27 protein-coding genes are annotated in these 23267 nt (G+C 63.2%); 14 read left to right on the top strand and 13 right to left on the bottom strand.

The genetic code is table 11. The features are described 5' to 3' along the window. Positions 1-305: 305 nt before the first annotated feature. Complete coding sequence (locus tag NKJ84_RS19650; RefSeq protein ID WP_352507833.1) at positions 306-1316, bottom strand: zinc-dependent alcohol dehydrogenase family protein; 1011 nt, start codon at positions 1314-1316, stop codon at positions 306-308. Positions 1317-1421: 105 nt separating this feature from the next. Here NKJ84_RS19650 and NKJ84_RS19645 point away from each other — a divergent pair, with 105 nt between their 5' ends. Beyond that, positions 1422-2351 (top strand): LysR family transcriptional regulator, encoded by a 930-nt coding sequence (locus tag NKJ84_RS19645; protein ID WP_352507832.1) that lies wholly within the window; start codon positions 1422-1424, stop codon positions 2349-2351. Between the two features lie 183 nt (positions 2352-2534). On the opposite strand, the gene NKJ84_RS19640 is transcribed toward NKJ84_RS19645, so the two are convergent. The 6 genes from NKJ84_RS19640 to NKJ84_RS19615 form a co-directional block, all read right to left on the bottom strand. Further along, positions 2535-3305 carry a slipin family protein gene (locus NKJ84_RS19640; RefSeq protein WP_352507831.1) on the bottom strand — a complete coding sequence of 257 codons (771 nt, stop codon included), beginning with the start codon at positions 3303-3305 and terminating at the stop codon, positions 2535-2537. After that, positions 3302-4696: an NfeD family protein gene (locus NKJ84_RS19635; RefSeq protein ID WP_352507830.1), complete on the bottom strand. Its 1395-nt coding sequence runs from the start codon at positions 4694-4696 to the stop codon at positions 3302-3304. The genes NKJ84_RS19640 and NKJ84_RS19635 overlap by 4 nt, the downstream gene beginning before the upstream one ends. 152 nt (positions 4697-4848) lie before the next feature. Continuing rightward, complete coding sequence (locus NKJ84_RS19630) at positions 4849-5307, bottom strand: RES family NAD+ phosphorylase (RefSeq protein ID WP_352507838.1); 459 nt, start codon at positions 5305-5307, stop codon at positions 4849-4851. Between the two features lie 96 nt (positions 5308-5403). Continuing rightward, complete coding sequence (locus NKJ84_RS19625; protein WP_352475589.1) at positions 5404-5751, bottom strand: hypothetical protein; 348 nt, start codon at positions 5749-5751, stop codon at positions 5404-5406. 156 nt (positions 5752-5907) lie between these two features. Next, positions 5908-6672, bottom strand: coding sequence for a pseudouridine synthase (locus tag NKJ84_RS19620; protein ID WP_352507829.1), 765 nt, complete (start codon positions 6670-6672; stop codon positions 5908-5910). A gap of 93 nt (positions 6673-6765) precedes the next feature. Continuing rightward, positions 6766-8205, bottom strand: coding sequence for a LuxR C-terminal-related transcriptional regulator (locus NKJ84_RS19615; protein WP_352507828.1), 1440 nt, complete (start codon positions 8203-8205; stop codon positions 6766-6768). Between the two features lie 234 nt (positions 8206-8439). On the opposite strand from NKJ84_RS19615, the gene NKJ84_RS19610 reads away from it, so the two are divergent. Beyond that, on the top strand, positions 8440-8646 hold the full coding sequence (locus tag NKJ84_RS19610; RefSeq protein ID WP_352507827.1) for a hypothetical protein: 207 nt from the start codon (positions 8440-8442) through the stop codon (positions 8644-8646). A 410-nt stretch (positions 8647-9056) separates the two neighbouring features. Here NKJ84_RS19610 and NKJ84_RS19605 read toward each other — a convergent pair whose 3' ends face one another. Next, positions 9057-9701, bottom strand: a complete 645-nt coding sequence (locus NKJ84_RS19605; RefSeq protein WP_352507826.1) for a peroxiredoxin-like family protein — start codon at positions 9699-9701, stop codon at positions 9057-9059. An 815-nt stretch (positions 9702-10516) separates the two neighbouring features. Further along, a complete protein-coding gene (locus NKJ84_RS19600) occupies positions 10517-11263 on the bottom strand; it encodes a cation efflux transmembrane domain-containing protein (RefSeq protein ID WP_352507825.1) in 747 nt (248 codons plus the stop codon). Between the two features lie 63 nt (positions 11264-11326). Between NKJ84_RS19600 and NKJ84_RS19595 the strand changes: the two genes are divergently transcribed. Together NKJ84_RS19595 and NKJ84_RS19590 are read left to right on the top strand one after the other, a co-directional pair. Then, positions 11327-11752 (top strand): MerR family transcriptional regulator, encoded by a 426-nt coding sequence (locus tag NKJ84_RS19595; RefSeq protein WP_352507824.1) that lies wholly within the window; start codon positions 11327-11329, stop codon positions 11750-11752. Positions 11753-12051: 299 nt separating this feature from the next. Next, positions 12052-12642, top strand: a complete 591-nt coding sequence (locus NKJ84_RS19590) for a DUF922 domain-containing Zn-dependent protease (RefSeq protein WP_352507823.1) — start codon at positions 12052-12054, stop codon at positions 12640-12642. Positions 12643-12687: 45 nt separating this feature from the next. On the opposite strand, the gene NKJ84_RS19585 is transcribed toward NKJ84_RS19590, so the two are convergent. Beyond that, positions 12688-13431 (bottom strand): SDR family oxidoreductase, encoded by a 744-nt coding sequence (locus NKJ84_RS19585; protein WP_352507822.1) that lies wholly within the window; start codon positions 13429-13431, stop codon positions 12688-12690. 320 nt (positions 13432-13751) lie between these two features. Here NKJ84_RS19585 and NKJ84_RS19580 point away from each other — a divergent pair, with 320 nt between their 5' ends. From NKJ84_RS19580 to NKJ84_RS19550, 7 genes are all read left to right on the top strand, one after another. After that, a complete protein-coding gene (locus tag NKJ84_RS19580) occupies positions 13752-14375 on the top strand; it encodes an NAD(P)H-dependent oxidoreductase (protein ID WP_352507837.1) in 624 nt (207 codons plus the stop codon). Positions 14376-14443: 68 nt separating this feature from the next. Further along, positions 14444-14776: an ArsR/SmtB family transcription factor gene (locus NKJ84_RS19575; protein ID WP_352475581.1), complete on the top strand. Its 333-nt coding sequence runs from the start codon at positions 14444-14446 to the stop codon at positions 14774-14776. Between the two features lie 16 nt (positions 14777-14792). After that, positions 14793-15479 carry an aquaporin gene (locus NKJ84_RS19570; protein WP_352507821.1) on the top strand — a complete coding sequence of 229 codons (687 nt, stop codon included), beginning with the start codon at positions 14793-14795 and terminating at the stop codon, positions 15477-15479. Continuing rightward, entirely contained in the window at positions 15476-15898 is a 423-nt protein-coding gene (gene arsC / locus NKJ84_RS19565; RefSeq protein WP_254819694.1) for an arsenate reductase (glutaredoxin), read from the top strand. Before NKJ84_RS19570 ends, arsC begins: the two co-directional genes overlap by 4 nt. Before the next feature lie 69 nt (positions 15899-15967). Further along, positions 15968-16300 (top strand): ArsR/SmtB family transcription factor, encoded by a 333-nt coding sequence (locus NKJ84_RS19560; RefSeq protein ID WP_254819693.1) that lies wholly within the window; start codon positions 15968-15970, stop codon positions 16298-16300. A gap of 44 nt (positions 16301-16344) precedes the next feature. Next, on the top strand, positions 16345-17727 hold the full coding sequence (locus tag NKJ84_RS19555; protein WP_352507820.1) for an NAD(P)/FAD-dependent oxidoreductase: 1383 nt from the start codon (positions 16345-16347) through the stop codon (positions 17725-17727). Next, complete coding sequence (locus NKJ84_RS19550) at positions 17724-18947, top strand: MFS transporter (protein WP_352507819.1); 1224 nt, start codon at positions 17724-17726, stop codon at positions 18945-18947. The genes NKJ84_RS19555 and NKJ84_RS19550 overlap by 4 nt, the downstream gene beginning before the upstream one ends. Positions 18948-18993: 46 nt before the next feature. Here the strand turns inward: NKJ84_RS19550 and NKJ84_RS19545 are convergent, their stop codons facing one another. Next, entirely contained in the window at positions 18994-19194 is a 201-nt protein-coding gene (locus NKJ84_RS19545; RefSeq protein WP_352507818.1) for a hypothetical protein, read from the bottom strand. A gap of 231 nt (positions 19195-19425) precedes the next feature. Further along, positions 19426-19791 carry a VOC family protein gene (locus tag NKJ84_RS19540; protein WP_352507817.1) on the bottom strand — a complete coding sequence of 122 codons (366 nt, stop codon included), beginning with the start codon at positions 19789-19791 and terminating at the stop codon, positions 19426-19428. Between the two features lie 144 nt (positions 19792-19935). On the opposite strand from NKJ84_RS19540, the gene NKJ84_RS19535 reads away from it, so the two are divergent. Genes NKJ84_RS19535 through NKJ84_RS19525 form a run of 3 tightly spaced genes read left to right on the top strand, consistent with a single transcriptional unit; the run spans position 19936 to position 21438 of the window. Further along, entirely contained in the window at positions 19936-20247 is a 312-nt protein-coding gene (locus NKJ84_RS19535; protein WP_352507816.1) for a hypothetical protein, read from the top strand. A gap of 8 nt (positions 20248-20255) precedes the next feature. Next, positions 20256-21167, top strand: a complete 912-nt coding sequence (locus NKJ84_RS19530; protein WP_352507815.1) for a sigma-70 family RNA polymerase sigma factor — start codon at positions 20256-20258, stop codon at positions 21165-21167. A 31-nt stretch (positions 21168-21198) separates the two neighbouring features. Beyond that, positions 21199-21438: a hypothetical protein gene (locus NKJ84_RS19525; RefSeq protein WP_352507814.1), complete on the top strand. Its 240-nt coding sequence runs from the start codon at positions 21199-21201 to the stop codon at positions 21436-21438. A 69-nt stretch (positions 21439-21507) separates the two neighbouring features. Here the strand turns inward: NKJ84_RS19525 and NKJ84_RS19520 are convergent, their stop codons facing one another. Then, positions 21508-22665, bottom strand: coding sequence for a sulfite oxidase (locus NKJ84_RS19520; protein ID WP_352475735.1), 1158 nt, complete (start codon positions 22663-22665; stop codon positions 21508-21510). Between the last annotated feature and the right edge of the window lie 602 nt (positions 22666-23267).

Raw genomic sequence — 23267 nt, 5'->3', positions numbered from 1 at the left:
GGCAGGAAATGGCAGTCGCTCCTTCGCTCAACTGCCTCTCCAAAGAATCCTTTCTCAGCCTAAACTCAACCCCAAAATCGCCATATGCGATTCCCCTGCCCTTAAGGGGGAGATGGCCGGCAGGGCAGAGGGGGGCGCTGTCGCGGCGTCCTCTGCCATCGCAGTTCACACAACTGCCCAAATTTCTCAGCTCATCATAGGTCGACCGGAATGCCGGCGATCCTTCGCGCCCCCCTCTGTCCTGCCGGACATCTCCCCCACGAGGGAGGAGATCGGCAGCTTCAGCGACGGCGCCTTCTCCAGGCTCACCACGACAGGCTGAACGCAAGCTTGCCGAAATGGCGGCCGCCAGCTGCCATATGGGCGTAGGCCTCGGTCGCCTGGTGCTGGCTGTAGACCGTGTCGATGACCGGATCGATATGGGCGGCGCCGATGGCGCGCGCCGCGTCGCGCAGGTCGGATACCGAACCGGTGTTGTTGCCCACCACCTTGAGTGCCTTGATGATGATAGGCAGCAGGTTCGTGGTGGCCTCGGCGCCGGTGACGAAGCCGATGGCGAACACCGTGCCGCCAGGCGCCGCGGCATTGATGGAGCGGGCGAAGGTGGCCGAGCCGCCGGTTTCGACGATCAGATCGGCACCGAGGCCGTCGGTCAACTCGAGCACCTTGGCGTCCCAGTCCGGCGTCTGACGATAATTGATGAGGTGATCAGCACCCAAAGCCTTGGCGCGGGCCAGCTTTTCGTCCGACGACGAGGTGATGATGACCGTCGCGCCGGCTGCCTTGGCCAGCTGCAGAGTCAGGATCGAGACACCGCCAGTACCGAGCAGGACGACGACCGACCCCGGCCCGGCATCGGCGGCGCGAAGCGCATTCCACGCGGTGGTGCCGGCGATCGGCAGCGTCGCTGCCGCTTCGAAGGAAAGATGCGCCGGCATCGGTACGACGGCATTGGCCGGCAGCGCGACATACTCGGCGAGCGAGCCGGGCAGCGTCAGGCCGCGCATCTCTCTGGTCTCGTAAGGCCGAGGACGGCCGCCGATCCAGCGCGGTTTTGCGTGGGCGATGACGCGGTCGTCGATGGCGACCCTCGACACGCCCTCGCCGATGCCGACGATCTCGCCGGCGCCGTCGACGACGGGAATGAGCGGAAAGCTCGGACCTGGATAGTTGCCGCTCGCTACCGCGACATCGACAAAATTGAGGCTTGCGGCGCGCAGGCGGATCAGCACTTCGCCGCGCTGCGGTTCAGGCGTGGGAACGGTGGCCGCGCGAAACGCGTCCAGTCTCGGGGCAGTCAGTTCGATCACTTTCATGTCTCACTCCGGTTGATGGCCGATTGACGGGCCGGGATTGAGTGAAACTAGCTGCTGCGCTATTGGTATATAATCCTTGGCTTTTACATTTGAGCTCTGCGCCTGATGCAGCAATCGTACGAACCGGCGGTATTGGCCGAAATGGCCGCCTTCGCGGCAATCGCCGAAGCACGCTCGTTTACCAAGGCGGCGGCTCGCATCGGCCGCGACGCGACGATCCTGTCGCGGCGCCTTGCCTCGCTGGAAGAGCGGTTGGGCGTGCGCCTGCTGCACCGGACGACGCGAAGCGTGTCGCTGACCGAGGCGGGTTCGGAATTTCTCGTCCGCGTCCGCGCCATCCTGGCCGCGGTCGACGAAGCCGAGGCTGCCGCGTCGGCGCATGCCGGCGGGGGGCCGCGCGGCGTGCTGCGGCTGGCGCTGCCCGGCTCGTTCGGGCGCATGTGGATCGCCCCGCTGCTGCCGCAGTTTCTCGCCGAATTTCCCGACGTTCGTATCGAGGCCGAGTTCTCCAACCGCTTCGCCGATCTCGTCGCCGAGAATTTCGATGTCGCCGTGCGTCTCGGCGCACTGGAGGATTCGCGGCTGGTGGCGCGCAAGGTCGCGACACGGCGACGGCTGCTGTGCGCCGCACCATCCTACCTCGCCCGCCGGGGCACGCCGACCGAACCTGAAGCGCTGTTGGAGCACAGCTGTCTCGGCTTCTCAGGCTTCCAGACTTTTCCGGCCTGGGAGATGACCGACAGTTCGGGCCGGCGCGTCAGTATCGAGGTTTCCGGCCCGCTGGTCACCGATGATGCCGAGGTGCTGGTCGAAGCCGCCGTGCAAGGCGTCGGGCTGATGATGAGCACGGATTGGCTGGTCGGACGCGAGCTCGCTGACGGCCGGCTGGTGCCAGTGCTGGAGGACTGGACGCTTGCCGATGAGGGCGCCGTCTATGTCGTCATGCCTTCGGCCAAGGGGCAAGCCGCCAAGACACGTGCCTTCGCCGACTGGATCAGCAAACGCTTTGCGCCGGTCCCGCCGTGGCGGAGGTGAGGGTGCTGATCTACCCCCTTAAGGAGGAGATGTCGCCGAGGGCGACAGAGGGTCGCGGCGCGTGGAGCGTCAGCGCCGTCTCTCGTGGAGGAAGGCGTCGGCGATCTATGTGAGCGACGACCCCCTGTGGCCGCTTCGCGGCCATCTCCCCTCGAGGGGGCCTCGAGGGGGGAGATTACGCGCTCAGCCGCCTCCGCCTTCACCACCCTGCTTGATGAAATGACCGAGCAGATCCATCGGCACCGGAAACACGACCGTCGACGAGCGCTCACCGGCGATGTCATGGAGAGCCTCGAAATAGCGTAGCTGCATGGCCTGCGGTGCTTCGGCCAGCATCTTGCCGGCCTCGACGAGCTTTGCCGCCGCCTGCTGTTCGCCGTCGGCATTGATCACTTTCGCACGCCGCAGCCGTTCCGCCTCGGCCTGCTTGGCGATGGCGCGGACCATGTTCTCGTTGAGGTCGACATGCTTGATCTCGACATCGGAGACCTTGATGCCCCAGGCATCGGTGCGCTGGTCGAGAATCTCCTGGATATCGCTGTTGAGCTTGTCACGTTCGGCCAGCATTTCATCGAGCTCATGCTTGCCGAGCACCGAGCGCAACGTGGTCTGTGCCAGCTGGTTGGTGGCGGTCATGAAGTCTTCAACCTGGATCACCGCCCGCTCGGCGTCGACGATACGAAAATACAGCACCGCGTTGACCTTCACCGAGACGTTGTCGCGCGAGATCACGTCCTGCGGCGGGACGTCCTGGACCACCACTCGCAGGTCGACCTTCACCATCTGCTGCACGAAGGGGATGAGGATGATAAGGCCGGGGCCCTTGACCCCGGTGAAGCGGCCGAGCGTGAAGACCACGCCGCGCTCATATTCCCGCAGGATGCGAATGGCCGCGGATAGGAACATGACCACGACGAGCGCTGCTGCCAGATAGGCCACATAACCGATGATCATTGCCTTGCTCCATCGCTTCTCACATTGCGGCGCCGTATCGTCAGCACAAGATCCCTGACATCGGCCACCTCGACGCTGTCGCCCACTGCAAGCGGTTCGTCGGCTTTTGCCCGCCAGCGCTCGCCCCGGGCGAGCACGTGGCCCTCGCTGCCCTGCCAGTCGAGGACCTCCGCCGGCAGCCCCTGCATGGCCTGTGCGCCAACACGCGGAACGTTCTTGCGGGCCGCCCACAGATAGCTGCCGGTCAGCAGCGCCAGGCCGAGCGTCAGGACGGCGGCGGTGCCGATAACGGCCCACGACATCTCGAAGCCGGGCCCCTCGATCCTGAGCAGCATGGCTGCGCCCAGCAGAAACGCAGCCACGCCTCCCAGCCCAAGGACCACAGTCGGGTTCAAGGCTTCGACGACCAGGAAGATGATGCCAAGCAGCATCAAGGCAAGGCCGGCATAGCTGATCGGCAGGAGATTGAGCGCATAGAGTCCGAGCAGAAGGCAAATCGTGCCGATCACGCCGGGCGCGACCGCGCCCGGGCTCGTGAACTCGAAGACGAGGCCATAGACGCCGACCAGCATCAGGATGACGGCGATGTTGGGGTCTGTGATGACGGCGAGAAGCCGTATGAGCCAGCCTGGCTCGAGCGTTTCGACCGGCAGCCCTTTCGTCGCCAATGCCTCTTTTTTGCCGGCGATCTCGACGGTCCGGCCGTCGGCCAGTTGAAGCAGCTCGGTGGTGTCGCGGGCGACGAAGTCGATGACATGCTGCTGCAGCGCCGCGCCGGCCGACAGGCTGGCCGCCTCGCGCACGGCCTTTTCTCCCCATTCGGCATTGCGCCCGCGCAATTCAGCCAGGCTGCGGATCAGGGCAACGGCATCGTTCGTCGCCTTGGCGATCATCGCATCGCCCGCGGGGGCGTTCTTCTTGTCCTTGTCCGCCTCGGGGCCATCGTTCTTGCCGCCGTCGGGAAACGATGGCAGCGGCCCGCCCATCTCGATCGGCGTTGCCGCGCCCAGATTGGTGCCGGGCGCCATCGCCGCCAGATGGGTGGCGTAGAGGATATAGGTTCCGGCGCTCGCCGCATGCCCGCCGGCAGGCGCGACATAGCCGATGACTGGAACCGGCGAGGCGAGAATGCCGGCGATCATCTCGCGCATGCTGGTGACCAGCCCGCCGGGCGTGTCCATCTGCAGGATGAGAGCCTCGACGTTTCGGTCCGCGGCCACCGCCAGCGCTTCCTCGAGCTGCCTGGCACTCGCCGGACCGATGGCGCCGTCGATCTCGACGCGCAACGCAATTTTCTCCCGGCCATTCGCCTCTCCGGTTGCGGAAGAGGGACAAACGGCCGCAACAGCCACGAAAGCCGCGGCAAGCAAAACCGCACGCGCGAGTTTCACGCTCAAAGCTCCACACCTAGGATATGGGCTGGATTTTGCCGAAATCCATGACGCTTCGCGGCGGGTGACGTCCCGCGGCTGTGCAGACCCGACGACATGTCGCGCCACATAGACGAGGTCGGCGGCCTTACCTGACGGCGGCGGACCCGCCGCTAAGTCCAGTCGATTTCCCCGTGATCGGTTCTTGTCGTTATCGCCCCGGCCGGCAGCCGATCACAAAACGCGACGACGTTCAGGCAGTCATATCGCGCGCTGGGCACGATCAGACCGTCATAATCGAGGAAATATGCGGCCTCGCCGATGTCTTGCGACCTCGGATATTCGGCGTGCTTTTCCTGATACGAAAGCTGGCCGTAGCGCGAGGTGTCGAGGCCAAGGGTCTGCAAGGCGGCCAGGTCGAGCAATCTGAGCGTCCGGTCCAAAGAAAGATCGATCTCGAAGAGATTGTATCTGACACGTGAAGGGACCACTGGCTGCCCCCGCGTCAGGTGGAATCTCATCTCGCTCAAGGCACCTTCGCGCTCTTGCGAGGTGTAGAGCACGTCGAATGTTCCATCGTCCCAACGGCCACCGGAGCTCGAGCATTGGATCGGGCTGCGGCCCTGGCGCACGACACGCCAAACCGTTCCGGAGTATTCGACCGGAACTATTGCCTCGATAGCGTCGATGAGCCGGCTATCGTGTCGTTTCCGCCCGGCGATCGCCAACTAGAGAAAGACCTCGTTCTCAAGCCGATCGATGACTTTGAGCACGTCGAGAGCACGGTCGTCGTGAATGAGATCTATCGCCCTTTCACCGTTCAATTGCGGGTGGCGAGCGTAAAGCCAGGTGCGGATATCGCTTGGCTCGTAGAATTCCTGCAGTCGGCCGACGATATAGTGCAGATCCGATAAAATGAGCTCGCTGCGTGGCTGGGGCTTGATGTCGCCGGCCTTCCACCTCGAAACCGTGGCCTTGGACACGTCGGTGATGTTTGCAATATCGGTTCCCTTGAGACCGCCAAACGTGCCCAATTCGTCCAGGAATCTGGGAACCGTCCGCAACGCCGTAGCCATATTTTCTCTCCGGCTTCCAAGCCAGCTTCGCCCATGCGTGTCAGCCTGACACTTTGACTGCATCGGCGCATTTCGGTTTCACAAATGGAAAATATGAAACAGAGATGCAAATGTCAATTGCCGCTTCGGTTCGAGGGGTCTCCAGTTGCCTGGTGCTCAGGCCCGAAGCAGCGCCAGCTCTTCGGCGGTCAGATGGCGTACCTTGCCCTTGGCAAGGTCGCCGAGTTGCAGATATCCGATCGCGATCCGTACCAGGCGCAGTACCTCGATATCGTAGGCGGCGAGCAGCCGGCGGATATGGCGGTTGCGGCCCTCGTCGAGCACGATTTCCAGCCAGGCGGTGCTGGTGCCGCCGCGCAGCAGCTCGATCGAGCGGGCCGTCAGCAATTCGCCGTCGACTGTCGCGCCGGCGCGCAACCGCGCCAGCATGGCCTCGTCGGGCAGCGCGCCGATCTGCACGTGATAGGTCTTGGCGACATGCGAGGCGGGGTCGAGCAGGCGCTGCGCAAGGCGCGTGTCGTTGGTCATCAACAGCAGGCCTTCGCTGGCCTTGTCGAGGCGGCCGACGGGCGAGACGAAAGGCAGGTCGAGCCCGGCCAGGCAATCATAGACGGTGCCGCGGTCCTGCGGGTCGACACGGGTGGTGACCAGCCCACGCGGCTTGTTGAGCATCAGATAGACCTTGCGCTCGGCGGCGACGCGGCGGCCGTCGACCTCGATGCGGTCGCGGCCTGGATCGACGCGCATCGAGCCGTTGCGCACGATCTTGCCGGCGACCCGCACGCGGCCCTCGGCAACCAGAAGCTCGGCCTGCTTGCGCGAGCAAAGGCCAAGCTTCGACAACGCGCGACAGAGGCTGACGCCGGGAGGTTGGGTCCCGGGGGCAGGGCGCTGCCGGGCAATGATCGGTCGCGGCGACATGGCGTTGGTTCTCGTTACGCGTTTCCAGTATAACCGGCTGCCGACTGTGTCCACGCAAGGACTGGAATGTCGCCTCGGATGCATGCGGCCCTGTTAGATGAGCCTTGCCAGCCTTGCGGCGTCGCGTATGGCCAGCACGGCATCCGGATTGGTCACGGGATAGGCAGTGATGAAGCGTTCGACCGAAAATTCGGGGAATTCGGCTTTCAAACGGGCGGCAAACCTGGCCGCTTCGCCGGCCTCACTCGTGGCCGCATGCGCGAGCGCGAGAAACATCAGCACGTCCGGCGACTCCGGCGAACTCCGGCGGAGCGCTGCAATGGCTTGCCGGTGTCTGCCGGCGGCGAACAGAATGCGGCCCTGCATGCCGAAATACCAGGGCGGGGCCAGTGGGTTAAGCCGCATGGCACGCTCGATGAGCGGAATTGCCTCGGCCGGATCGCCAACGACAAGCGCCTTGCTGCCGGCAAGTAGCGGCAATATGCCGGCATGATTGAAGCCGTATTCGAGAGCGCGCCGGTGGGCGCTCTCCGCTCCTTCGAGATCGCCAAGGCATGCTCTGAGGTTGCCAAGGCACGCGTGGGCGCAACTGTCCGTCGGGTCGAGGCGCAGTGCGTTTTCGGCCGCCGTCCGCCAGTTCTCGATCGAGGTCAGCACGTCGTCGCCAAAGCCGTTGCAGGCCTCGATCGAATAGGCATAGGCGAGTTCGGCCCAGCAGTTGGCGAAAGTGGGGTCAAGCTCCAGCGCTCGTAAAAACAGACGGATCGCCGCCGCATTGCCGGCGCGGCTGAACGTCGTGTGCTGTTCTACACCGAGCAAATAGCAATCATAGGCGCGCAGGCTGGCCGGCGGCTTGCGGCGAACCGCATTGCGGCCGACGGTGGCGAGGGTTCCGTAGCTGCCGGCCAACATATTGATGATGCTTTCGGTCAGGCTGTCCTGCAGCTCGAAAATGTCCTCGACAGGCCGGTCGTAGCGCTCCCTCCACAGGCTGACGCCGTTACGAGCATCGGCAAGCTCTATCGTCAAGCGAACCCTCTGGTCGTCGGCGCGCAACCGGCCCGAAACTATATAGGTGACGCCGAGCATCTTACCGTCCGCGGCAAAATCGGCCGGCTTGCTGCCCAGTGATTTCATCGTGTGAAAGGCTATGACAGGCAAGCCTGCGTAGCGCGCCAGGTCGATGGTGATGTCCGACGACAGGCCATCGGCAAAGCGACGCCATCGCTCTTCGGAATTGAGGCATTCAATCGGGAATATGGCAAGCGTTGGCGGGGCTTCGGACAAAGGCAAAAGCGCTTCCTGCGACGCGCGCGGGATACCGCTAAAGTAGGTCGCGAGCCCGATCTTCGTCCGTACGCCGAGCTTTTCGTAGATGCTCGCAAGGTGAGTGCGAACTGTGGTCGGGGCAATGAAAAGCGCCTTGCCGATTTCACGGTAAGTCATACCGGACGCGAATTTTTCCGCAACCGCGCGCTCGCGACCCGACAAGGCGTCGAGCGCCTGGGCTTTCGAAGCGTCGTTGAGCATCATGCTGGAACCCCGTCCCCAGCGGAAGAATACTACAAATGCAGGTGGTCGAATACTGCATCTGCCCGATGCCGCCGCTGACGCACAAACTGCAAGGTCGCCCGCAGCAACAGCTGTAGTCAGGGGAGGGCTTCCATGCGTACCGTTTCGGTCGTTATTGCATGCACGATTTTGAGTTTTTCGGCGGGTCTGTCGCCGTCGTTCGCAAGAGGATGCAGGCAGGTGCTGGAATCGGATGTGAAAATCACGAGCATGCGACTCTACGCCGACATTCTGGCCAATGCTGCCCGCAATGGCTGGGACTACACACCTGAATCGATCGTCAGCGGCTCAAAGCGGCATTTCGAGGAGATGAAGCTCCAGTTGAACAATGCCGGCTATGAGATCGTGCCCGTCGGCGTCCGCCTGTATTGCAAACGGTCGGAAACGCTCGCCGCCCGCTAGTCTAGCAACCAGTGATCCGCCCTTTTGCGGCGAAAGCTTTCGGCAATGGCGAGCAGAAGTCCGCGCCGGATCCATCTTGATCCGCTCAGCGCCGTGGGCTTTCAACGCGCCCAGGAACCTTCCCGATGCTGCCGCCCGACACCGGGCGACACCTCAGGTAAACGCGCCGGGTACACACCCGGGCAGCAAACCAACCCAGTGCCCACGGGACGTCCTAACTCATGCGGGGGATTTGATGGGGATCGAAGACGACCACGTGCCACTCCGCCTGATCCACGCGCTGTACCACTTGGACTGCACGCCAGCCGGCCGTTAGCTCTCCACGCCTGAGCATCTCGATGATGGTTGAATCCAAAATCACCACAGTTCGGTGCTCGTCGAGCGAGCTTTCAGCAGCCTGGTTCCGCAGCCTAAGTATGTGCAACTTCGGAAGCTGCCGACATCAATTCCTCGGGATTCGGCGCTCTGAAGGTGTTGAGGCCATCCTCCAGAACTTCAGTGAAGTTCCAGCGTACGATGCCCGCCCGGTCGATTAGGAACTGACCGACAAGCTGCGCCTGGCTGGAAGCCATCGCCTGCTGATCGACTTCCGTAATCTCATAACCTTCCTTCTTGTTAAGAAATTCATTCATTGCCATGACGTCCATAGGCTCGGGCAACTCGCCCGGGAGATGGAACGGTATCGCCATGACCGTTTCCATCCCGACCTCGCGCAAGCCGAAGGCACGGTGCGAGGCCCGCTCCGGGTCGGATGCAGCGATAAGATCGGGTGCCGGGTGGTAACGGAAATAGAGCCGCGCCCGCTCGACTGGCGTATTGACCACCGCCAGGCATTCGACGCCTTTCTCACGCAGGGCCGGCTTAAGTTGCGCCATCGCCGCGACATGGCGCCGGCAGAACGGACAGTGCAGGCCTCGGAACAAACCGATCAACAACGGGCTACGGCCTCGAAAATCATCGAGCGCGATCTTGCCTTCGCGTGAGATCGCGTTGAGCACAACATTCGGTGCCCGGTCGCCCGGCTGCAGCGGGCGGTCAACACTACTCGTGGACATGGACAACCTCCTCGCCCTGGGTCAGTCAGGGAAAGCAGCACACCCAGCGTTTCGGAGGCGATCAAGTTGCCGGGGGCGAAAGCTTCCTGTGCCAAGGCAATAACTTTCGACCTCTGCCATATTGCCGAGGTCGAGATTACGCGTGTTGCAAGCTCATCATAACACGAAAAATTCATCTGCGGGTCGTCCGTTTCGCGAGCCGTCTCGAGCGCCGCGGAACAGTGGGTCGTCTCATCCGTGGGGGGCGACCCAGCGGCGAAGTCGATTTATCCTCCAGATGGGCGTCCTTGGTCGACTTGAGCCCTTACACTTTTTAGAAGCGCAACGAATGGCGCGACTGCGCGCATTGCGTGATCCACTTCATCGGACGCGGCGCAAGTCGGTAACCTTCCGAACAGAATCCTCGGAGGCGGCTCCAGGTTAGACGTTGCAATTTCGCAGGCCCGCATCGGCCGCTGCGGCTGTCGAGGGTGGCATAGGAGAAGAACCATGCCCAGTTGGAACACGGGCCGCATCGTCGGCCAGAAGTCTCCGCCCAAGGCACGAGAGGTCTGGAGCATCCGAACGACTGCAGTGTATCAGGTGCAGAACGCGATCTTGCGCTGTTCAATCTTGCCAACGACAGCAAGCTGCGGGGTTGCGACCTGGTCACGATCACCGTCGGAGACGTCGCCCTTTCCGGCAGCGTGGGTGATCAGGCCGTGATCGTGCGGAAGACAGGGAGCGGCGCTTTCACAAAGCGTCGCTCCGTGACCCGATTACAGACAACGAGACGGGGATCCTGGACATCCGCTCTTGCCCACATAACCGACAGATCATGCGGCAGGCACAGTCGTTCGGTCTGGTGCGCCTTCGCGGTATTCGCTCCAGGCCTGCCGCAGGATTTGCACCGATGAGGTTAGAAAGATACCGGCCATAAGTGCGGCGACGGCCAGATCCGGCCATGCGCTTGACGTACTCCAAACGCCGAGAGCTGCGGCCATCACCACCATATTGCCGATCGCGTCGTTGCGCGAGCACAGCCAAACCGAGCGGACATTCGCGTCACCATCCTTGTAGGGCATCAGAAAACCAACGGAAGCAAGATTGGCGGCAAGGGCCAGAAAGCCGATGATGCCCATGACTTCCGCGCTGGGTACGCCGAGGATCAGCGTCTGATAGACGGTCGAGCCGGAAACCCAAAGCGCCATCAGGCTGAGCGACAGACCCTTGAGCAGCGCAGCCGTTGCGCGCGTCCTCGAGCTCGCGCCGATGACCGCGAGGCTCAGCCCATAGGTGAGGGTGTCGGCGAGGAAATCCAGCGCGTCGGCCTTCAGCGCCTGAGAACCGGCAAGTGAGCCGGCAGTCATTTCGGTCAGGAACATGGCCGCATTGATAGCGATGACCGTCCACAGCACTCGCTTGTAGCGCGGGTTCATGCCGTCAAAGACCGGCACGCCGTCCGAACAGCATGAGGCTTCCGCTGCACGATCATGTGAATGACCGTGCAGCTTCGCCGGCAGAACCAGCGGCGGCGGTCCCGCACAGCTTTTGGTTTTATGATCGCAGCAAGCTTCGGACATGGGTGACTCCTCAGTGAAGACACTGTAGGATATCTAGTGGCTAGAGGTTCAAGAGGCTTTTTTATGGATTTGTCGATCGGTGAATTGTCTCGTCGCGCGGAGGTGAAAATACCGACGATCCGCTACTACGAGCAAATTGGCCTGTTGCCCGAAACGGGTCGAACCGAAGGAAAGCAGCGACGCTATGGAAGGAGGGCAGTAGCGCGGCTTACCTTCATCCGGCACGCGCGAGAACTCGGCTTCGAGGTTGATGCGATCCGTACGCTGCTTTCGCTGCAGGATGATCCGGATCAATCATGCGCCCGCGCCGATGAGATCGCGAAGGCGCGGCTGGTCGAGGTGGAGAAGCGAATCGCCAGTCTTAAGGCTCTGCGCAGGGAATTGCGGAAGATGGTCGAGGAATGCGCCTGCGGGCGGGTCGGCGAGTGTCGCGTGATCGAAACGCTCGCCGACCGAACGCATGCGCATGGGAAGTTGGCGGCAAGTTGATCGGAGAACCGGCGCACCTTCACAGAATGTCAACCCCGACTCGAAGCATTCAGGCGTCAGCTAGAAGCGATAACGCACTCCGACTTGCGCGAGCACAGGCCAATTTAGACAGCGCGCGGCAGGCTCACCGGGAAGCTGGGTCCGGGGGGCAGGGCGTTGCCGGGCAATGTTCGATCGCGGCGACATGGCGTTGCCTGTGGATTCTTGTATACGAGCATCCCAGTATAGCCGGCTGCCGGCTGTCCGCGGAAGGGAACTGCTCGCCACTTGCATCGATCACGGCGGCTGCGAGGACTTGCATGAAAACAGCCGTTCGCCTTTGCCTGCTGCTCGCCTTTCTGCCGACGTCGCTGGCGCATGCCGGCTGGCAGGCGGTCGAGAAGGTCGAGACCTACGCCATCTCGGGGCAGTCCGGCCCGGAGCTCTATGCCTCGATCGGCGGGCGCGGGCCGCTGCTCGGCGAGCGCCGCGTCATCGCGCATACCAATTTCAAGTTGACCTGGGTGAGGGACTACCAGCCGCAAGGCGACGCCTGCGTACTGGTGTCGGCGCGGCCGAAGCTGATCATCACCTACACCTTGCCGAAACCGGCCGCGCGGCTGCCGGGCGCAATCCAGAAGAACTGGGAGATCTTCTCAGCCGGCCTTGCCGCCCACGAGAAGGTGCATGGCGCCAGCATCATCGACATGGTGCATAAGATCGAGGCGGCCACCATCGGCCTGACCGTCGCCGATGACCGTGGCTGCAGCAAGATCAGGACCGAAGTTACGAGACGTCTCGCCGGAATTTCGCAGGCACAGCGGCAGGCGAGCCGCGATTTCGACCGGGTCGAATTCGGCCCGGGCGGCAAGCTGCGGCAGCTTGTGTTCACGCTGATGACCGGCGGATGATACTGCAGGGCTGCGGGGGGCGGCAGGGTACCACCTTTGCGGCCCTCACGCCTGCTCGGTCGGATAGAGGGTCAGGATGTTGACGTTGACCCGTGGCGGCTGGGTCACCGCGTATAAGATGGCGGCGGCGATGTCCTCGCTTTCTAGTTGCTGCATGTCGCCCAGCCTTTGCTCGACCGCCTGGCGCACATCCGCGCGCATATTCTGGGTGAACTCGGTCTTGACGGCGCCGGGCTCGATGCAGGTGACGCGGATACCGTCCTTGCCGATCTCGCGGCGCAGCGATTCCGCCATCGCGCTCACCGCGTGCTTGGTGCCGGAATAGACCACCGAAGGGTGGATATAACGGCCGGTGCCGGATGAGACGACGACGATGTGGCCGGCGCCTTGCCGCTGCATCGAGGGCAGTGCCGCATGGATCGGATAAAGCAGCCCGAGAATGTTGACGTCGACCATCCGGCGGTACTCTTCCGGCGTCGTGTTGCGGAACGGCGCGGCGACGCCGACGCCTGCAACCGCAAGCAGAATGTCGAGCCGGCCGTACTCCTGCTGGACCCGTTCGACCATCGCCGTGGCTTGCGTTTCGTCGGTGACGTCGACGACAATCGGCAGCGCCGCACTGCCGGTCTCACGGATCCGCCTCGCCAGATTGTCCAGGCGCTCGGCGCGCCGCGCAGCAATCACCAGCGTGGCGCCCTCGGCCGCCAGCGCCAAGGCGGTGGCCTCGCCAATGCCTGAGGAGGCACCAGTCACCAAGGCGATCTTGCCGCTCAGTTTTCCTGTCTGCATCTTTTTCTCCCGAGGTTTTGGATACGCCCTGAAGCTAGGTGCGGATGCTCTGAAAGCAATGCTTATGGGCGACTGAAGGACCGGACGGCTTGCGGGACAGAAGGGCCGGGACAGCGCCCTCCGGCAAGCCCATGTCTGCGCAATTTTCTTTGGGCGAACGAGCGGGCCTTGACGTGACTGGAGCTGTTGCGTCTTGATACGGGCTGCGGGGCTTCGCATGAAAACAGCTGATCGACTATGTCTGCGGGTGGCTTGTTTGCATGCGACGCGCCTGCAGGCACCACCGCGATCCTCTCGTGACCGACCGGGCTGAGCGCAAGATGAAGGTCCTCGTCGTCTATTGCCATCCCTGCACGGACAGCTTCAATGGCGCCGTCCGCGATATGGTGCTGGAGACGCTTGCCGATCGCGGCCATCAGGTCCACCTGCTCGACCTCTATGCGACCGGCTTCGATCCAGTCATGCGCACGCAGGAGTGGCGCGGCTACCACGACAAGGCGGCGAACCTGCAACCCGTGCACGAACATGCGCAGGAGCTGCTCTGGGCGGAGGCGGTCGTCTTCATTTACCCGACCTGGTGGTATGGCGTGCCGGCGATGCTGAAAGGCTGGCTGGAGCGCGTGCTGGTGCCGGGCTTCGCTTTCGAGATGCCGACCGCACGACGCGGTCCGCGGCCCAAATTGCGGCACATACGCCGGGTGATGGCGATGACCACATGCGGTGCCACGCCGCTGATGTCGTGGATCATGGGGCAGCCCGGCCGGCGAACCCTGCTGCGCGGCTTCCGCTCCGTCTGCCATCCGCTGTGCCGGACCAAATTCCTGGCGCTCTACCGGATGGACAGCGTCTCGGCCGCCGGTCGCCAGGCGCATCTGCAGCGGGTCAGGAAAGCGGTTGCAAGCCTTGGTCGCGCTGATGCGGTCGCCGCCACAGTGCCTGGCTGATAAGCTAGGCGAGCCGCCACCGGAACAGGCGCGTTGACTCTATTCCCCATTTCTGGAAATCTGGAAATATGGACAAGACGCTCGCCCTTTCCGCACTTGCCGCGCTCGGCCAGGAGACCCGGCTGGACGTTTTTCGCCTTTTGGTGCGGGCCGGCGCCGAGGGCGTAGCTGCGGGCGAGATCGCCTCACGGCTCGCCGCGTTGCCGAATACGATGTCGGCCCATCTCAAGATACTGTCCCATGCCGGCCTGGTGCGGACCGAACGAGAGGGCCGCAGCGTGCGCTACTTCGCCGATATGACCGGCTTTCGCGATCTGCTGGCCTACCTCATGGAGGATTGCTGCAATGGCGCGCCGGAACTTTGCCAACCTGTCATCCAGGCTGTGACCTGCAACTGCTAGGGGGAGGAGGTTCGTCTTGGTCAATCTTTCCCGCCGCCTTGCCGCCGAAGCCCTCGGCACAGCTCTGCTGGTCGCCACCGTGGTCGGTTCCGGCATCATGGCTGACAGGCTGAGCAATGATGTCGCCGTCTCCCTGCTCGGCAACACCTTGCCGACCGGGGCGATCCTGGTCGTGCTCATCACCATATTCGGGCCGATATCCGGAGCGCACTTCAACCCGGCGGTGACGCTGGTATTTGCGCTTCGACGCGAGATCGAAACGAACGCGGCGCTTGCTTACGTCGCCGCCCAGATTGCCGGCGGCATCGCCGGAACGTTGCTCGCGCATGCGATGTTCGAACTGCCGATCCTGCAAGTGTCGGCGACGGTGCGAACCGGAAGCGGGCAATGGATTGCGGAGCTGGTTGCCGCCTTCGGGCTGGTCTTCACCATCCTCGCCGGCCTGCGCTCACGTCCGGATTCGATCCCCTGGCTGGTCGGGCTCTATATCACCGCCGCCTATTGGTTCACCGCGTCGACATCCTTCGCCAATCCGGCCGTCGCCATCGCCCGTGCGTTCTCCAACACGTTTGCCGGGATCCGCCCCGCCGATCTGGCGGGGTTCATCGCCGCCGAGCTTTTGGGCGCGTTGCTGGCCATGGCATTGGCAGGGTGGCTGCTCGTCCAACCGAAACCAGTCCGACAGATGAAAGCTGCGCAATGACCATCACCATCTACCACAACCCCGATTGCGGCACCTCGCGCAACACGCTGGCCATGATCAGGCAGTCCGGCGAGGAGCCGGAGGTGATCGAATATCTGAAGAACCCGCCATCGCGGCAAAAACTCGTCGAGCTGATCGCGGCGATGGGCATGACGCCGCGCCAATTGCTACGAGAGAAGGGCACGCCCTATGGCGAACTCGGCCTGGGCGACCCCAAGTGGAGCGACGACGAGATCCTCGATTTCATGCTGGCGCATCCGATCCTGATCAACCGGCCTATCGTGGTGACGCCGCTCGGCACCATGCTCGCCCGACCCTCCGAAGCGGTGCTCGATATCCTGCCCAATCCGGATATCGGCCCGTTCACCAAGGAGGACGGCGAGGTCGTCATCGACGCCAGCGGTAAGCGCGTCGGCTAGATATCGTCTTATTTCGATCTTTGTCGAAATTCTCTTGACGTGCAGCGATTCTGGAAATAGCTTATTTCCATGAAACTCGAAAAAGCAGCCGCGCAACTTGAAGCCCTCGGCAACCCGACGCGGTTGCAGCTCTATCGGACGCTGGTGCGAGCCGGCGATGAGGGGCTGCCGGTCGGGCGCATCCAGGACAGGCTCGGCATCGCCGCCTCGACGCTGTCGCATCACCTCAAGCGGCTGGTCGACACCGGCCTGGTAACGCAGGAGCGCCAGGCGACCACGCTGATCTGCCGGGCCAACTATCCCGCCATGAACGGGCTCATCGGATACCTCGCGGACGAATGCTGCGCCGACGGCACCTGTGCGCCGGCATCGGCGGAAGCGGTCGCCAAAACGGCGGCGTGATTTTTTTGGCATTATAATTCGAAATTACCGGAAGGATGGAAGATATGGATACGATCGAAAAACTCCCTGTGGCGGTGATCGGCGCCGGGCCGGTCGGTCTGGCGGCAGCGGTCCACCTCATCGCGCAGGGCGTTCCTGTCAAAGTCTATGAAGCCGGCAATGCGGTTGCATCCAATCTCAGGGATTGGGGCCATGTCCGGGTGTTCACGCCTTGGCGCTATTGCGTCGATCAGGCGGCCAGAGACCTGCTCGAGGCGCATGGCTGGCGGATGCCCGAGCCCGAGGCATTCCCGACCGCGGACGACCTCGTCGCGGACTATCTCGAGCCGCTTGCAAAGCTTCCGCAATTGTCGCCGTCGATCGAAACCGGCGTCCGCGTCTTCGGCATTTCGCGCTGGGGCGCCGACAAGGTGCTGAGCAAGGGACGCGGGAACCGGCCATTCATGCTGGTGGTCGAAACCGCCACCGGCACCAGGCGCGACAGCGCCCGCGCCGTCATCGATGCGTCGGGAACCTGGCAGATGCCGAACCCGCTCGGCGCCGGCGGAATTCCTGCAGAAGGCGAAGCCGAATTTGCCGACCGCATCGCCTACGGCATACCCGATATTCTCGGCCGCGACCGCAGCCTTTATGCGGGGAAGACGACGCTGGTCGCCGGCTCCGGCCATTCGGCCGCCAATGCGGTGCTGGATCTCGCCAGCCTGGCAAATGTGGAGGCCGGCACGGCTTTCATCTGGACAACGCGCGGCACCGATCTGGTGCGCATCTATGGCGGCGGCGATGCCGACCAATTGCCGGCACGGGGCGAACTCGGCGCCGAAGTGCGCGAACTCGCCGAGAGCGGCGGCGTCAGGCTGGTGACGGGCTTTGCGGCTGTTTCGATCCGCGATGCCGACGGACGGCTGGTCGTCGAAGGCCAGACCAGGGACGGCTTGCAGGCGCTTGGCCCGGTCGACCGCATCATCGCCGCGACCGGACAACGCCCGGATCTGTCGCTGACGCGCGAGCTTCGGCTCGAGCTCGATCCGTGGCTGGAAAGCGTCAAGGCACTGGGGCCGCTGATCGATCCCAACGAGCACTCCTGCGGCGACGTGCCGCCGCACGGCCACCGCGAGCTCAGCCATCCAGAGCAAGGGTTCTATACGGTCGGCATCAAGAGCTATGGCCGCGCGCCGACCTTCCTGCTGCTGACCGGCTATGAGCAGGTCCGCTCGGTCGCGGCGGCGATCGCCGGAGACATGGTGGCGGCCGACAATGTCCAGCTCGTGCTGCCGGAGACCGGCGTCTGCACCGTGCCGACGATCGGTACTGCCGATAAGGGGTGCTGCGGCGGGCCGGCGCCCGCCGCTTCGGATGCCTGCTGTGTCGCCGATGTCGACGCAAAGGCGATCGGCAAAAGCGGTTGCGGCTGCAGCGTCGCCGCATGAGCCTTTCGCCGCCTTCGACGGCCATCCTGCGCAGCAGCGGTGCGATCATAACCACGCTTGGCCTGACGCAGATCATGGCGTGGGGATCGTCCTACTATCTTCCCGCGGTCATTGCACCGGCGGTCTCCTCCGATACCGGCTGGCCGCTGGCATGGGTTGTCGGCGGGCTGTCTCTCGGCTTGCTCATGGCGGGATTGATCTCTCCGCGCGTCGGTTCATCGATCGAGCGGCATGGCGGCCGCAACGTCCTGGCATTCAGCGCCGGATGCATCGGGGTCGGCCAGATCGGGCTAGCCCTTGCTCCCAACCTTGCGGCCTATGTCGCTGCCTGGCTGATCATCGGACTGGGCATGGGTGCGGGGCTCTACGATGCCGCTTTCGCCACGCTTGGCCGCCACTACGGCCACGGCGCGCGCTCCGCAATCACCGCGCTGACGCTGTTCGGCGGTCTTGCGAGCACGATCTGCTGGCCGATCTCAGCCTTGCTGCTGGGGGAGGTCGGCTGGCGCGGCACCTGCCTGGTTTACGCCGCCTTTCAGCTGGCAATTGCGCTTCCGCTCTATCTGGTGATCCTGCCCCGCGCGGCGCCGCAACCGGCAGTCAAACCAGAATTGAAGGAGGCGGCACCGGTCCTGGAAAACAATATGGATCCGTCGATCATGATCGTTCTGGCCGCGACCCTCACGCTTGCGGCGGTAATCTCCTCGACGCTGTCGGTGCATCTGCTCACCATCCTGCAGGGCAGCGGCATGGCGCTGGCCGCGGCTGTCGGGCTCGGCGCTCTGGTCGGCCCGTCTCAGGTGGCGGCGCGCGCGATCGAGATGATGATCGCGCGCTACCACCATCCGATCCTGACCAAGTTCGCCTCGGTTGCCTTTGTGGCGATCGGCGTTTCGGCGCTCTGGGCCGGCATGCCAATCATCCCGGTGGCGCTCGGTTTCTATGGCGCGGGCATCGGCCTCGAATCCATCGCACGGGGAACGCTGCCGCTCGCGCTGTTCGGCTCGAACGGCTATGCGAGACTAATGGGTCGCCTCGCCATGCCGAGCCTGATCGCCCAGGCGGCGGCACCCTCGGCCGGCGCATTGCTGCTGGAGCGCTTCGGCCCGCATGGGACGTTGGCCGCGCTTTCCGGTCTGGCGCTGGCCAACGTCCTCCTGGCATGCGGCTTGGGCTGGCGGATGCTCCGCCGGAGGGAATCGCAGGTTCAATCCCGATAGGATTTGACCAGCGTTCACCCCCTTCACCTGGGTAGCGGGAGATCTTCTAAGGGTCGGCAAGGAAGGATGCGGCGATCAGATCGTCGGCATCCAGCCGCAGGGAGCCTTCGGCGCCTCCCATGATGGCGGCAACTTTCTGAAACGTCTTCATCTCGTGCTCGGTGATCTGGGCGCTTCGCATTCTGGCTTTGAGGTCAGCAACGCGCAGCCCCAAACTGTGGGACATTCCGATTTTACGGTTCGACATGGTAAGATGCTCCTCCCCGGCCCATGTTTGTTTTGCCACCCGCCCTTATTCGCATTTCCTCCGCCTGCCTAAATATGAGGCATCGCGAATACAGCGCCCGAACGCCCGATGCAAGGGAAGGTTCCGGGGCGCAGAGGTCACGAAATAATAATGCGAAGGAAGCACGGCCGATGGTCCGGCCGGAGGTAGGACTTAGGTACGACGCGCGGCCGGACAGAGAGCTCCGGTGGCTCATCGGCTGGCGAGGACCATGCGGTTGCCTTCGCTATCGCGAAACTCCGCCACCGTGCGGCCCGGCTGCCAGGGCGCCTCATGCGGTTCGGTGACGATCTCGACGCCGCTCGCCTTCAACGCCGCGCTCATTGCTCCGACATTTTCGTCGACCAGCACCAATACCGGCTCCGCGCCGGGGGCGTCGTCGGTGCGCCTGATGAAGTGCAGGTTCGTCACCGCATGCGGAAATGCCAGCTCGATCCAGCGCCAGCCGCCATCGCCCATCTTCTGGTCGGCCAGCACCTGACAGGCGAGATGCCTGGTGTAGAACGCCTTGGCACGGTCCTGGTCGAACACTGGAAGCTCGGCAAACTGGATATGCATGATCGTCTCTCCTGCTTGATGGCTGCCGCGCAGCCGCCCACGCGGGAAAGACGATCCGGGCAACCGAAAAGATTCTTCGGTAATGAGAATCTTTTCAGCGCGGCCGGTCGTCCTTCGTTCATACCAACCAGTCAGGAGACGACGATGAATTATGCGCTCATTCGATATGGTGTGAACCAAGCCGACCTGGAAGAGAACCGCGCGCTGGTCGAAAAAGTGTTCGAAGCGCTTGCCGAGGCGGCGCCGCCGACGGTGCGCTATCTCGTGCTCGAGCTGGACGACGGTTCGTTCGTCCACATCGTCGGTCAGGACGGCGATTCGTCGGCGCTGACCGGGCTTGCGGCCTTCAAGGCGTTTACGGAAAACCACGCCCAGCGCCGCTCCACCCCGGCAATGCGATCGCCTGTCAAAGTCATCGGCAACTATCGTATGCTGGCGGATCAAAAAGCCGGGTAGCGCCTGCCATGCCGCTCGCGCAGAAATGGGACGCTACGCCGAAAATGAACAGGGCGACTTTGGAGGCGATGCTCGTCGGGTTGCGGCCAAGGCTGCATCGCTACTGCGCGCGCATGGCCGGCTCGGTGATCGACGGCGAGGATATCGTCCAAGAGGTGCTGATCAAGGCGCTGCAGGCGATCGACGGCGGCGCGATGGTCGAACGGCCGGAGCAATGGCTGTTTCGCATCGCCCACAATGCCGCGCAGGATCATCTGCGGCGGCGCAATCGGGAAAGGTCGCGCATGACCGAGGCCGACATGAGCGTCATCGAGGACCCCTCCGGTAGCGCCGACAGCCGGCTCGCCGCCCAGACCGGCCTGCGCTCCTTCATGCAGCTTTCGGTGCCGCAGCGCAGCGCCGTGATCCTGGTCGACGTGCTCGGCCTCAGCCTGCACGAGACCTGCGAAGTCACCGGCGCGACGCTCGCCGCCACCAAGGCCGCGCTGCATCGCGGGCGGGCCCAGCTCAAGCTGCTGGCGCTGCAGCCCGAGCAGGCGCTCGCGCCGAGGCTCGACGCCGATGACGAGCGCCGGCTGCGGCGCTATGTCGACCTGTTCAACGCCCGCGACTTCGACGCGGTCAGGGCTCTGATCGCCGAGGACGTCCGGCTCGATGTCGTCAACCGCGTCCGCCTGCGCGGCAAGGCCGAGGTGTCGACCTATTTCGGCAATTGCGACCGCGCGACCGATTGGGCGCTGTCGCTGGGCTTTGTCGACGGCCGGCCGGCGATCCTCATCCGCAACCCTGGGGACCCGGACGGCGCCGTGCGCGGCTTCATGCTGGTCGAATGGGCGGGCGAGGAGGTCATCCAGATCCGCGATTTCCGCTACGCACCCTGGTGCTTGCCCGATGCGGAGATCAGTACGATAGAGCGGTGAGGGGCTTGCCGAGATGGCGCGCGGAGGCGACGTGGCCAAGGTTACGCCACCGAACAAGTCTGCCATCGCCTCGGCCACCAAGCTGAAGGGCTCCGCTTCCGATTTCGGGGAGCGGTATCGTCGCGAAGAGGATCTACGGCCCACAGCCGTCATGCTCGATATAGAGCGGCGCCAGCTTTCGGATCAGGCAGCCTCTTCCTGGTTGACCCAAACGCAATTGCCACATGGCAGCAAGTTCTTAGAGCGGTTCCGGCTCTCCTGGAACCGGTAGCCCGCTCTAACTATTTGTTTTGCCGCATTTATGCGGACGCAAAATGATTCCATTTGGCTGCAAAATGCTCTAGCCGATACGCACGCGGCGCGTCACCTGGCCATTGCTCTCCCAGTATGTGTGTTTCTTGGCAATCAAGGGATCGTCCATCGCCGGTTGAATTTGTCCCGTGGTGCTGACCGCGCGCGAGGTCACCGTGTGTTCTCCAGGAGAGGGATTTGCCCAAGCCAGGGACCAAATTTTCCAGGCGTGTTCTGCCTCCTCACTGTGGTCAATGGTCGCTGGTGCCCAAGGCCCCTGGTCGATTTGCACTTCGACCCGGTCGATCGGCGCCCCCCAGGCTGCGCCAACGATGCGGTAATCTGAGTCTTTCCGGGTAACCTTCGCAGGCGCGGACTTTATCAGCGCTCGCCCGACTGACGTCTCGGCCCATACGGTCTCGCCGTTGTGGTCCTCCTCCCGGATGGTCACATAGTCACGGGCCATCAGAAGGCTCATGAACCGCGTATCGCGAACCTCGATGCGCTTTAGCCACTTGACGTTGGCGATCCCGTACCAGCCTGGCGCAATGAGCCGTACCGGGAAGCCATTGGGCGCCGGCAAGACGGCTCCATTCATTTCATAGCAGAGGAGATTATCGGGGTTCATCGCGTCGGCGAGCGACATGCTGCGAGCGAAGTTCTGCTGCATCTTGACGTCGCGTATTGCGACCTCGCCTTTGTCAGTACCGAAAAAGACGACCTCGATGCCCTTCTCCAGAACGCCGGCTTCCTCGAGGATCGGGGCGAGCGGCGTCCCAGCCCAGCGGGCATTGCCGATGCCGCCGGTGAAAAAGGGAAACCCGTGGTTGCCCGAGCATTCCACTGTGAAAACGACCTCCTGCCGCGGTCGTGCCCTGATGTCGGCGAGCGTCAATTTTAAGGGCTTCTTGACCAGGCCTCCGATCTCCATCGACCATGTCTTCTCGTCGATCGTTGGTCGGTTGAAATGCGAGATGCTGAAGAACTTGTCGTTTGGCGTTATCCAGCTATCCAAATCCTCCCAGACAAGCTGTTTCTGGATACCTACCGGATCGGGATTTTCGGTCGGCTGATCCAGCCATGGAATAACTTCCTCGCTCGGCCGTGTTGGAAAAGCGTAAGCCCGACGCGAGGTATAGAGAGCAGCAATTGCGGCAAGAGCCGCGCTTCCTTGAACAAGAAGTTCTCTGCGCTGAAAATCAGGCATGTTGTTTACCTCCCAGTTGATCCGGAACGGGCTGCAACGTGCCTTCGGCCGTAGCCTGATCACGGATAGGCGACACAATGTGAGGTCTGCCAACCCGGAAATATCCGGATGGCTCAGACAATCACCGACGCAAGTCAGGCATGTGAAGCGTTGGACGAAACTCTGGCTCGCGTTTCGCATGCCAAGAGTGCGCCTTTGAGAAGGAAGTGTCCACAACTTGGACGGGGACATGATGATGATTGCGACATTCCATGCCGATTTCCGGTTCTGCCAAATCGTTGCTGCTCGGATCGCTGCCGAACGCCCACTTCTGGGGCATTTTCGGACCTTCGTGGGTTCTCGTCGAACCGGTGTTTCCTGCCGGCCGGTGGTTGGTCGGGCGGCCGGCACCGCCCTGATCGCTTGGGGCGGCGCAACGCTTTTGGTCTGACGACCAGGGCTGCCTCGAATCTCGCATTTGCAGGAAACGATACCTCCTGACCCAAAGTGCATCGCACCGCCCAGCCAGGCCGGCTCACAACGCGTCGGGGCGGACCGGCGGTGCCGTCAAGCTTACGCAGGCATTCAGGCGTCGAGGAACTTTGAACCCTCGCGCCCGTTTA

This window comes from Mesorhizobium sp. M0048, from assembly GCF_040323405.1.
Lineage (GTDB): Bacteria > Pseudomonadota > Alphaproteobacteria > Rhizobiales > Rhizobiaceae > Mesorhizobium.
Note: the sequence above shows the minus strand (reverse complement) of the source record. Positions and strands in the feature narration are given on the sequence as shown.